Here is an 11042-nt window from a genome sequence, read left to right on the forward strand (position 1 = left end):
TTCCTTTCCCCTGCACGTGAGGATTCAGCATGAGCCAGACCAAGCTGGGCAAGACCGACGCCGAATGGCGTGCCGAACTGACGCCTGAGCAGTACGCCGTGTGCCGCTGCTCGGCCACCGAGCCGCCGTTCAGCGGCAAGTGGTATCGACACAAGGACGCTGGAACCTATGTTTGCGCGGCTTGCCATGCCCGCCTATTCGCGTCCGAAGCCAAATACGACTCCGGATCGGGCTGGCCGAGCTACTTCCAGCCATTGACCCGTGCCTCGGTCAGTCTGCACAAGGATGAGAGTCACGGCATGAGCCGCACCGAGGTGCGTTGCTCGGAATGTAGCTCGCATCTGGGGCACGTATTCCCGGATGGCCCCAAGCCGACCGGGCTGCGCTACTGCATCAATTCGGCGGCGCTGGATTTCGTCCCGGCCGGCAAATAACGCCAATTCAAAGCATCAGCTCGCTGACATGCGCGCTGGCACTGGCGGCCAGCGCGTTGAGGTCGTAGCCGCCTTCCAGGCTGGAGACCAGCCGCCCGTCAGCATGAGCCCGGGCCAGGTCGACCAGGCGGCCGGTGATCCAGGCGTAGTCCTCGGTGCTGAGCCGCAGATCGGCCAATGGGTCGTTGCGATGCGCATCGAAACCCGCGGAGACCAGCACCAACTGTGGCTTGAACGCGTATAGCCGGGGTAGCAGGGCGCCTTCCCATAGTTCGCGGAACTCGTAGGAGCCGTCACCCGGGGAAAGTGGGGCGTTGACCACGTTGCCCACCCCTCGCTCATTCTCGCGCCCCGTTTCCGGATACAGCGGCGATTGATGGCTGGAGATGAACAGCACGCGCGGTTCGCGCTCGAAGATGTCCTGCGTGCCATTGCCGTGATGCACATCGAAATCGGCGATGGCTACACGCTTGAGGCCATGAGCCGCCAGCGCGTGGGCGGCAGCCACGGCGATGTTGTTGAACAGGCAGAAGCCCATCGCCCGATTCGGTGTGGCGTGATGGCCGGGCGGACGGACGGCGCAGAAGGCGTGCCCGCCACGGTCGCCCATCACCGCGTCGACAGCAGCGACTGCCGCACCTGCTGCATGCAGGGCGGCCTCGGCTGAGGCGGGCGACATCAGTGTGTCCTCGTCTAGGCGCATCGTGCCCGAAGCCGGAGCGGTCGCGAGGATGCGGTCGACATAATCGGCATCATGCACGCGCAGCAATTGTTCGCGTGTGGCGCGCGGTGCCTCGATGCGATCAATGGCGGCGAAGCGATCGTGATCCAGCGCTTGCAGCACGGCACGTAGTCGCGCGGGCGACTCGGCGTGTCCAGGGCCGGGATCGTGCTGCAGGCAGCTGGGATGCGTATATAGCCGCAGCATGCGGCGTCAGGCTTTCGGTTTGCGGCGACGCTCGTGCTGCCACAGCACTTCGCCATGGCCGCTGGCACGGGCCAGTACACGCGCGATCACAAACAGCAGATCGGACAGTCGATTGAGATAGCGCTGCGCCTGCGGGCGAACATCTTCCACGCGCGCCAGCGCAATCACCTCGCGCTCGGCGCGGCGGCACACCGTGCGCGCCAGATGGCAGCTGGACGCGGCCATGCCGCCACCCGGAAGGATGAAATCCTTCAGCGGCGGCAGCGGTTCGTTGAAGCCGTCGAGCACATGCTCCAACCGCTCGATGTCCGCATCTTCGACCATCGCCATGCCGGGAATGCACAGCTCGCCACCAAGATCGAACAGATCGTGCTGCACCTGGGTCAGGGCTTCGCGCACAGCGTCGTCCACACCCTCGGCGGCCAGCACCATACCGATGGTGCTGTTGAGTTCGTCCACGGTGCCGTAAGCGGCGACGCGCAGCGAATCCTTGGCTACGCGCGAACCGTCGCCGAGGCCGGTGCTGCCGTCGTCGCCGGTGCGCGTGTAGATTTTCGAGAGGCGGTTACCCACGTGCTACCTCAGTGCGGCAGCTTGGGCTGGCTGACGTGATTCAGCGTGCGCGTCAACTGCAGGACCAGTGCGTGTACCGCCAGGCCGAGCGCGGCATACAGCGCCATGGTCTCGAGGAAGAACAGATACCAGTCACCCAGGTTGGAGAACCAGGCGGCCATGCTGCGCGGCTGCGGCACGCTGCTGCTCAGCCAATAGAAGCTGCCGTTGGAAATCACGTAGCACACGGCCCAGCTGGCCAGCATCGCCATGGCAGCGAGGCCCAGGCTACGCAGGTTCAGGCCGGTCTTCTGGCCGGCCAGCCAGCTGCCGCCCATCCACAGGCTGAAATACGACGGCACCAGGAACCAGTAGGCCGCTGACACACAGTAGTGGTCCCAGAAATTGATGCCCTGGTTGCTGATCACCAGGTAGTCGACCAGCACTGCCTCGGCCATCAGCAGGGGGAAGGCCCAGCGCACCGAGCCGCGCAGCCAGAAGCCAGCCAGGAAGAAGATGCCCCAGGAGGCGTCCCACACGTCGTGATGGAACAACGAGAGATGCACGCGGGTGGCGGCCATGACCAGGGCGAGAGCCAGGAAGATGCCAAGCCGCTGGTTTTGCGTCGTAGCCATGAGTTGCTCCAAAGTGTTGCGCAAAATTCAGGCAGCAAGTCTATCCCAATTGGATGTGGCCCAGATGGGGTGAGCCGCCTCTTGGCGCGTATCATGCGGCCCCATGACTACCCCACTCATCTCCAGTCATACCCCTGTTCGGCAGCCTGCTCTCATCCAGCCGGCTCTCACCCAGCCCGTCCTCATCGTCGGCGGTGGCCTGGTCGGCGCCAGCCTCGCGATTGCGCTGGATGCCGCTGGTTGCGATGCCATCCTGGTCGAAGCCGCCGCCCCGCGCGTCGATACCCAACCCAGCTACGACGAGCGCAATCTCGCGCTGGCTCGCGCCACAGTGAACGGTCTCGATGCCATTGGCGTCTGGCGTCACGCGGCGGCGCAGGCCACGCCCATCAAGCACATTCATATCAGCCGCGCTGGCGACTTCGGCAGTGCACGCATGGATGCCGAGCGCGAGGGCGTCGATGCGCTTGGTTGGACGCTGCCGGCCCGTGAGTTGGGTGTGGCGCTATTACGCCGCCTGGACGAATGCACGCGATTGCGGCGGTTGGCACCGGCGAAGCTGGAGGCGCTGGAACCCCTCGCCGATGGCTGGCGTGCACAGATACGTACCGCCGAGGGGCTGCAGTCCATCGACGCGGCGCTGGTGGTCGGCGCCGACGGCACGGCGTCGTACGTGCGTGAGCAGCTGGGCATCGAGGCCGAGGTACACGATTACCAGCAAACACTTTTCGTCTGTACCGTGACGCCCGAGCGTGCTCATGCCAACCGTGCGTACGAACGATTCGCCGACAACGGCCCTGTGGCGTTGCTGCCGCTGACCGAGCGTCGCTGCGGCTTGGTTCTAACCGTGCCTTCCGAAGAAGCCGATGCAGTCGTCAAGCTGGATGACGCCGGCTTCATCGCGTTCGCCCAGCAGCGCTTCGGTTGGCGCCTGGGCAGACTCGGCCGACCAGGCAAGCGTCATCCTTATGCGATCAAACGTGTCGCCGCGCAGCGGCTGATCGGGCCTCGCGCGGTGCTGGTCGGCAATGCCGCGCAGACCGTGCACCCCATCGGTGCCCAGGGGTTCAACCTCGGTCTGCGCGATGCGCTGACCTTGGCCGAGCTAGTCGCAGACGCTGACGATCCTGGTGCTGCCGATTTGCTGGAACGCTACGCCGCACGTCGCGTCCCGGACCGCGAAGGCACCATGACGATGAGTCACGGCCTGGTGCAGCTCGCCTGCTTGCCACAGCCGCTGCTGGGACCGTTGCGCTCACTGGCGCTGCTCGCCTGTGATCGCGTGCCGCCGTTGCAGCGTCTGCTGGCGCGGCGCGGCATGGGTTTTCGCGGTGAATCGCCACGTGCTGTGCTGGAGCGCTTGCCATGAATGCCTTGTCTTCCGTACGCGGCGAATCCACACGCCGACGCGGCCCCGCACTCGATGTCGCCGTGGTGGGTGGTGGCATGGTCGGAGCGGCGGCAGCATTGGCATTCGCTCGTGCCGGGTTCGCCACCGCACTGCTGGAGGCGCGCGAACCAGCTCCCTGGTTGGCGACGGATGAAGTGGATTTGCGCGTGGTGGGTCTGGCGCCGTCCTCAATCGCGCTATTGGATGATATGGGCGTCTGGACGTCCATCCGCGATTCGCGAGCCGGCCCCTATGCGCACATGCATGTTTGGGATGCCGAGAACGGCGCCTCCATTCATTTCGATGCCGCGACCGAGGGGCACGATCTGCTCGGCTACATCGTCGAGAACAGCCTGGTGCAATGGCGGCTCTGGCAGGCGCTGGAAGCTGCCGGCGTGCGCCGCCTGTGTCCGGCCGAAGTGCGTGGCTTCGAAGCTCAAGCGGATCGCATCCAGATCGAGTTGGCCGATGGCGAGTCGATCGCTGCGAGGTTGCTGGTGGCTGCTGATGGCGCCGGTTCGCCGCTGCGCAAATTGGCGGGCATCGAGACGCATGGGCGCGACTACGCGCAGCGCGCCGTCGTAGCCCACGTCTCCACCGAGCGGCCGCACGAAAGCACAGCATGGCAACGTTTTATCGGCACCGGCCCGCTGGCGCTGCTGCCGCTGGCGGATGGACGCAGTTCGATCGTGTGGTCGCTGCCGGAAGATGAAGCACGGCGCGTATTGGCTCTAGATGATCAGGCTTTTCTGGACGAACTGGGCATAGCCAGCGATTTTCGTCTCGGTCGCATCACCAGGAGCACGCCGCGCGCCGCATTTCCGCTCAAGCTGCAATTGGCCGAGCGCTACCAGGCCGAGCGTTTCGTGCTGCTTGGCGATGCCGCGCACGCGGTGCATCCCTTGGCCGGGCAGGGCGTCAATCTCGGCCTGCGCGATGTGGCCGAGTTGCGCGACACATTGGTCGACGCACGCGACGCCGGTCGCGACATCGCTGCGGAGCATGTATTGCGGCGCTATGCGCGCCGCCGGCGCAGCGCCGACACGCTGGATGCCATGAGCTTCGATGCGCTGGCGCGTGTGTACGCCTGGCAAGCAGCGCCGCTGGTGGCTGCGCGTGGTCTGGGTGTGCGCCTGATCGATTGTCTGCCGCCGATCAAACGCCGCCTGGCGGAACATGCCTCGGGGTTGTAAGGGGTAGGGATGTAAGAAGTAAGGTGCAAGCATGATGGGGCAAAGGAAGGATGGGGTGCTTCGGCTCGCGCCTTGCTCCTAACCCTTTGCCTCTTACCGGCTCTTAACCATTTGAGGGTAGACCATGCGTATCGCGCAACTTGGTTGTCTGCTGTTGCTCTCCGGTTTTGTCTTCGCCGCACAGGCGAAGATGGTGCACAAGCCCGTCGAATGGACGCAGGACGGCACCCGCTTCCACAGTGTGCTGGTCTACGACGATGCCATAGCCACGAAGCGTCCCGGCCTGGTGATGGTGCCGAACTGGTACGGCGTCAACGACATCGCATTGCAAAAGGCCGAGGGCATCGCCGGCAAGGAATACGTCATCCTGGTCACTGATATGTACGGCGAGCAGATCCGCCCGACCAACGACGACCAGGCCATGGCGGCTGTCAAACCGCTCTACGCAGACCGCGCCTTGATGCGTAAGCGTGCGTCGTTCGCGCTGGACCAACTGAAAGCGCAGGCCAAGACCGCGCCGATCGACCTGGCCAAGCTCGCCGCCATCGGCTTCTGCTTCGGTGGATCAGCGGTGCTGGATCTGGCCCGCAGCGGTGCCGACGTGGCTGCCGTGGTGTCATTCCACGGTGGTCTGGATACCGATAATCCCGAACTCGCCAAGCAGATCAAGGCGCGCGTGCTGGTGATGAACGGCGCCGACGACAAGGGCACCATGCCAGACGCCGACAAGTTCATGGACGAGATGCGCAGCAGCAAGGCCGATTGGGAATTCGTGGTGCTCGGCAACGCCGTGCATTGCTTCACCGAAACCGACCGGCACAAGGAAGGGTGTGCCTATGACGAGCGCGCCGCCAAGCGTAGCTATCGCCTGATGAGCGACTGGCTGCATGGTGCGTTCACCGGTACACCTTGATCGAATCATGTCCGTGTCCTGCGCAGGACACGGAAATCAAGACGTCACCCAAACTGACTGTAGGAGCCCACCCTGTGGGCGACCCGCGCCGTGCAAACCGGCAGTCCTGCCGGTTTGCACGGCGCGGGTATCTAAAACGTCCGCTGCACCGAATAATCAGCCAGCGCCATCAACGCATCGCGATGCGTCGATGCCGGCAGCGCAGCAAGGGCTGCGCGGGCTGCATCAGCATGCGACACGGCACGTGCATGCGTGCGCTCCAGCGCGCCGGAATCGCGGATGGCGGCAATGATGCGATCCAGCGAATCCAGCCCGCCGTGCTCAATGGCATGGCGCAGCGACTGCACCTGTTCGGCGCTGGCGTTTTGCAGCGCGTAGATCAGCGGCAAGGTCGGCTTGCCTTCGGCGAGGTCGTCGCCGATGTTCTTGCCCAACGTGTCGGCGTCACTCACGTAGTCGAGCAGATCGTCGGCGATCTGGAAGGCGTAGCCCAGCTCCATGCCATAGCGGCGCAGCGCGATGATTTGATTGTCAGGCAGGCCGCCGAGGATGCCGCCCAGCTCGGTGGCGGCGGCGAACAGTACCGCCGTCTTGCGTTCGATCACGGCTAGATAGGCAGCTTCGTCCACATCGGCGTTGCCGATATTGAGCAACTGCAGTACCTCGCCCTCGGCGATGGTGTTGGTGGTGTCGGCGAGGATGCGCATGATGCGCATGTCGTCCAGTTCCACCATCAGCTGGAATGAGCGCGAGTACAGAAAGTCGCCGACCAGCACGCTGGCCGCGTTGCCCCATAGCGCGTTGGCGGTCTTGCGGCCACGGCGCAGGTCCGACTCGTCCACCACGTCGTCGTGCAGCAAGGTGGAGGTGTGGATGAACTCGATCACCGCAGCGAGCTTGATGTGCTGGTCGCCCCTGTAGCCCGCCGCACCCGCTGCCAGCACGTGCAGCATCGGCCGCAAGCGTTTGCCGCCGCTGGCGATGATGTGGTCGGCGATCTGGTTGATCAGCACGACGTCCGAGGACAGCCGGTGGCGGATCAGGCCATCCACTCGCTGCATGTCGGCGGCGGCAAGCGCTCGCACGGCGGCGAAGTCGGTGGGGCGGATATCAGCGGCGGGCATCGTGGTCATGGGGTGGTCGCAGCATCGTAGCGTTCGATTATAGGGGCACGGCAGCGGAGTTTCGTTGCATCCGGGCCCAGGGCGCATGCCGCGACGCCTCGTCGCAGGTCGCAACCATGGGGCGCCCGTATAATCGGGGTTTACCACGTGCCGAATCGGCACGTCAGGCCGTTCCTTTCGATAAGTGGTTCCCCGGTGAGCAAACTCTCCAGCCTCGAACTGCGCAGCGCGCTCGCCCTGGCCTGCGTCATCAGCCTGCGCCTGTTCGGCCTGTTCCTCATCATGCCGGTGTTCTCGCTGTACGCGCAGCAGATGACGGACGCGACACCGCTGCTGATCGGGCTGGCGCTGGGTGTCTACGGCCTGGGCCAGGTCATGCTGCAGATCCCGTTGGGTCTGCTGTCCGACCGCATTGGTCGCAAGCCGGCGATCACGCTGGGATTATTGGTGTTTGCTGCGGGTGGCCTGGTCGCTGCGTTGTCGCACACACTGGTCGGCATCGTGGTCGGGCGCGCACTGCAGGGCATGGGTGCGGTGGCCGGCGCAGGGACCGCACTCGCTGCCGATCTCACCGCGGAGGAAAACCGCGGCAAGGTGATGGGCATCATCGGTGTATCGATTGGTATCGCCTTTCTGCTCGCGTTGATCCTCGGTCCGCCGCTGGAAGCACTGCATGGTCTGTCTGGATTATTCGGTGCCACGTCGATCCTTGCGCTGGCCTCGCTGGCGCTGTTGTGGCTGATCGTTCCGACGCCGGCGCGCCGGAGAGCGCCCGCCGCGGCCTCGTTCGGCCACGTACTGGCGATGCTGCGCGATGGCCGCATGCTGGTGTTGAACGGTTCGGTGTTCTTCCTGCATGCCTTGCTGACGGCAAGCTTCGTCGGCTTGCCCTTGCTGCTGGCGGACAAACTGCACCTGCCCGTGAACCGGCACTGGGAGCTCTACCTGCCGGTGATGACGATTGCCGCCTTCGTGATGGGTGCCTGCATACACCGCATGCGCGAGGTGGCGCAAAGCCTGCGCATTGTCGCTATCTGCGTAGTGGCTATTGGCGTGTCGCTGCTCGGCTTCGCCTTCTCCGGTGATCACCTGGCTGCGCTCGGTGTCATGGCGGCCGTGTTCTTTTCTGCCTTCAACTTGCTGGAGGCGGCTTTGCCGAGTCTGGTGTCCCAATTGGCGCCGACCTCGTTGCGCGGTGCGGCGATGGGCGCGTATTCCACCAGTCAATTCCTTGGCGCTTTCGTCGGTGGCGCGATCGGTGGCATCGCCCTGGGCAAGCTGGGTACGGGTGGTGTTTTCGTCTGCGCGGCGGCGCTGACTCTGGTGTGGTTGCCGCTGGTATGGGCAGGTGCTCGCCGTATGGCCGCAGCACCGGCCGCAGCAGGCGTGACGGCCTAGGCGGTAACCCGCAGAAAGGGTTTGCAAACCCTCGGGTCCGGCCCAATGATGAGCATCCTCGATGGCGCGGAACCGGGTGCTGGGGTGCGGTCCGATGGCTCATGAAATCATTGCGTTGCTGGCCCAGTACGGGCTGATTCTCGTCTTCCTCAATGTGTTGGTGGAGCAGGCCGGCGCGCCGGTACCTGCCGTACCCACTCTAGTGGTGGCCGGTGCCCTCACCTCGAACGGGCAGTTGCCGCTGGCCGGCGTGTTGGGTGTGGCCTTGCTGGCCTGTCTGATCAGCGACTTGGCTTGGTACTGGGCGGGGCGCCGCTTCGGTTCCGGGGTGATGCGCACTATCTGCCGCGTCTCGCTGTCTCCCGATTCCTGTGTGAAGCAGTCCGAACTGCGCTTCCAGCGCTGGCGCGGGCAAGTGTTGCTGGTGGCGAAGTTCGTGCCCGGGCTATCCACCGTGGCGCCGCCGCTGGTGGGCGCACTGGGGCTGCGCCCCATGGCGTTCGTGGTCCTGGATGGGCTTGGCTCGCTGCTCTGGCTCGGCGTGGCCGTGGGGCTCGGTTATGCGCTGGCGCCGGAAATCGACAAGGTGCTCGACGCGCTGGGCAATGCCGGCACCATCGCGCTCGAACTGGTCGGCAGCCTGCTGGCGCTCTACATCCTGGCCAAATGGTGGCAGCGCCACCGCCTGCTGGTCTCGCTGCGCATGGCGCGCATCACCGTGGACGAACTCGCACAGGCCATCGAAGAGGAGCCGCTGCCGGTAGTGATCGACGTCCGTTCGCAGGCGGCGCGGCTGGTGGACACACGCATCATTCCCGGCGCCCTGCTGGCTGACATCTCCGGCATCGACCGCACCGTGCACGATATTCCGCTCGACGCCGAGCTGATCATCTATTGCAACTGTCCCAACGAAGCTTCCGCCGCCGTTGCCGCCAAGAGTCTCATGCAGCAGGGTTATCGTCGCGTGCGTCCTCTGCTAGGCGGATTGGATGCCTGGGAAGCGGCGGGTTACACCATCCACCGGTTGTCATCCGACCAGGCCGATGCTCTGGCTGAAAGCCTGCCGACGCAGAACGCGGCCTGAGGCAATCCGGCAGGTGCCGACCGAACCGGCACTTCGCTTCGAATGGCGCTGCGGGCGCCCTCTGGAGATCATGCCGCCTACGTGGAATAGATCAGAGGGTCCCTAGCAGAGCATCGCTGTTGGCGAGCATGCGCGGGCAGGCCTCTAACGACGGATAGGCCTCCATTTTGGGCATCGCCCCGGTGCGGCCCTGTTTGATCACGCCATGGACAGCAGTGCACAGATTTCAGGTCAGTCCTATGGCTTGGACCGGTCTAACCCTTGAAGGTCTCACGTCCATGACGCAGGGACCATGTTGCCTGCGTGTTGGAGACGATGGATCGGCGTTCGATCTGATCTATTGCGCAAATAACCGCCAGGGGAAATACGGATGACTCAATGGATGCCCCAGGGGTTGGTGGCGATGTCCGCTTCACTCGGCGTTGTCCCGATCGGATCGCGCATTGAGCCTGATGACCTGACGCTGATGCATTCACTCATCGACTACGGTTTCGCCGTGTCTGAAATCGATATCGGAAAGTTCAGTCAAGCGCCGTCGATGGACGCGTTCAGCGTCATCATGCTTATGGCGGACCGATCTTCCGTTTCTGATAACGACTGGATTCGACAACTTCGCGAATCCACATCGGGTGGCATTGTCGTACTCGCCGATATCGACACGAGCGCAACGCGCGTTCATGCACTCAATAGTGGTGCGGATGCTTATTTTTCACGACCAGTCGATGCTGAAATTCTGGCGGCCACGCTGCTGAGTCTTACGCGCCGCATTCGAATGCAGCACAAGACACAACCCTCTTTTCGCCCATGGCGGTTGAGTAGTGATGGGTGGCACATCACCTCACCCAAGAGCGAATGCATTCGTTTGACGCATCTGGAGCGTTGCCTCATGAGGCTGTTGGTCGACGCCAACGGCGAAACGCTCGAACGCGAGGCGCTACTCGCCGCGCTCGCCGAAAAATCTCATTCGCTCGATTCGCCGCGGCTCGATAGGCTCATTCATCGCTTGCGAAGAAAAATGGCTTGCCTGAGCGCTGAGACTTTTCCTCTTCAAACCGTGCGTGGCTCTGGTTACTGCTTCAGAGCGCAGTCGACCGGCTAACGCACGCCGCATAACGCTTTCTTCAGTTCCGCGCGCAGCATCAAATGGATGGTGCGTCGGATGATCGTGTCTGTCTTCTTCTTCCCTTTGGTGAAGTACGCGGAGGTATGGGAAGGCGGCGTGAGTGACTTGCCTTGTGGGCTGATCGATTCTGCTTGCGGGAACGGAGAGGTTGAGTGTTTGGACATCCAGACACCCAAAAGGTTGAGGTCATCGAAGGATGCGTCAATCGACTTCTCTGCATTGTGGGCGACCGGATGAAACATTCGGATGACATGCAGGGGCATGTCGT

General features: G+C 63.8%; 12 protein-coding genes. 7 read left to right on the forward strand and 5 right to left on the reverse strand.

Annotated features, from left to right (window positions below; translation table 11 throughout):
* Positions 1-29: 29 nt before the first annotated feature.
* The gene (gene msrB / locus OUZ45_RS02850) at positions 30-434 is read left to right on the forward strand and encodes a peptide-methionine (R)-S-oxide reductase MsrB (protein WP_266168408.1); all 405 of its coding nucleotides are present in this window, start codon (positions 30-32) and stop codon (positions 432-434) included.
* Positions 435-441: 7 nt separating this feature from the next.
* On the opposite strand, the gene OUZ45_RS02855 is transcribed toward msrB, so the two are convergent.
* The 3 genes from OUZ45_RS02855 to OUZ45_RS02865 are packed head-to-tail and all read right to left on the reverse strand — an operon-like array spanning position 442 to position 2549.
* Positions 442-1359 (reverse strand): histone deacetylase family protein, encoded by a 918-nt coding sequence (locus OUZ45_RS02855; RefSeq protein WP_266168560.1) that lies wholly within the window; start codon positions 1357-1359, stop codon positions 442-444.
* A gap of 9 nt (positions 1360-1368) precedes the next feature.
* The gene (locus OUZ45_RS02860) at positions 1369-1935 is read right to left on the reverse strand and encodes a cob(I)yrinic acid a,c-diamide adenosyltransferase (protein WP_266168409.1); all 567 of its coding nucleotides are present in this window, start codon (positions 1933-1935) and stop codon (positions 1369-1371) included.
* Between the two features lie 8 nt (positions 1936-1943).
* Complete coding sequence (locus tag OUZ45_RS02865) at positions 1944-2549, reverse strand: hypothetical protein (protein ID WP_266168410.1); 606 nt, start codon at positions 2547-2549, stop codon at positions 1944-1946.
* A gap of 103 nt (positions 2550-2652) precedes the next feature.
* On the opposite strand from OUZ45_RS02865, the gene ubiH reads away from it, so the two are divergent.
* The 3 genes from ubiH (at position 2653) to OUZ45_RS02880 (ending at position 6045) form a co-directional block, all read left to right on the forward strand.
* A complete protein-coding gene (gene ubiH / locus OUZ45_RS02870) occupies positions 2653-3918 on the forward strand; it encodes a 2-octaprenyl-6-methoxyphenyl hydroxylase (protein ID WP_266168411.1) in 1266 nt (421 codons plus the stop codon).
* Positions 3915-5132, forward strand: a complete 1218-nt coding sequence (locus OUZ45_RS02875) for a UbiH/UbiF/VisC/COQ6 family ubiquinone biosynthesis hydroxylase (protein ID WP_266168412.1) — start codon at positions 3915-3917, stop codon at positions 5130-5132. The genes ubiH and OUZ45_RS02875 overlap by 4 nt, the downstream gene beginning before the upstream one ends.
* A gap of 124 nt (positions 5133-5256) precedes the next feature.
* The gene (locus tag OUZ45_RS02880) at positions 5257-6045 is read left to right on the forward strand and encodes a dienelactone hydrolase family protein (RefSeq protein ID WP_266168413.1); all 789 of its coding nucleotides are present in this window, start codon (positions 5257-5259) and stop codon (positions 6043-6045) included.
* 131 nt (positions 6046-6176) lie between these two features.
* On the opposite strand, the gene OUZ45_RS02885 is transcribed toward OUZ45_RS02880, so the two are convergent.
* Entirely contained in the window at positions 6177-7178 is a 1002-nt protein-coding gene (locus tag OUZ45_RS02885; RefSeq protein WP_266168414.1) for a polyprenyl synthetase family protein, read from the reverse strand.
* Between the two features lie 186 nt (positions 7179-7364).
* On the opposite strand from OUZ45_RS02885, the gene OUZ45_RS02890 reads away from it, so the two are divergent.
* The 3 genes from OUZ45_RS02890 to OUZ45_RS02900 all read left to right on the forward strand — a co-directional run bounded on the left by OUZ45_RS02890 (position 7365) and on the right by OUZ45_RS02900 (position 10750).
* The gene (locus tag OUZ45_RS02890) at positions 7365-8567 is read left to right on the forward strand and encodes an MFS transporter (protein ID WP_266168415.1); all 1203 of its coding nucleotides are present in this window, start codon (positions 7365-7367) and stop codon (positions 8565-8567) included.
* Between the two features lie 94 nt (positions 8568-8661).
* Complete coding sequence (locus OUZ45_RS02895; RefSeq protein ID WP_266168416.1) at positions 8662-9651, forward strand: DedA family protein/thiosulfate sulfurtransferase GlpE; 990 nt, start codon at positions 8662-8664, stop codon at positions 9649-9651.
* Positions 9652-10021: 370 nt separating this feature from the next.
* Positions 10022-10750 carry a response regulator transcription factor gene (locus OUZ45_RS02900; protein WP_266168417.1) on the forward strand — a complete coding sequence of 243 codons (729 nt, stop codon included), beginning with the start codon at positions 10022-10024 and terminating at the stop codon, positions 10748-10750.
* Here OUZ45_RS02900 and OUZ45_RS02905 read toward each other — a convergent pair.
* Positions 10747-11037, reverse strand: a complete 291-nt coding sequence (locus OUZ45_RS02905; protein ID WP_266168418.1) for a hypothetical protein — start codon at positions 11035-11037, stop codon at positions 10747-10749. The two genes, OUZ45_RS02900 and OUZ45_RS02905, sit on opposite strands and share 4 nt — an antisense overlap.
* Positions 11038-11042 lie beyond the last annotated feature (5 nt).

Origin of the sequence: Dyella subtropica (assembly GCF_026283965.1) — a bacterium.
GTDB classification, from domain to species: domain Bacteria; phylum Pseudomonadota; class Gammaproteobacteria; order Xanthomonadales; family Rhodanobacteraceae; genus Dyella_D; species Dyella_D subtropica.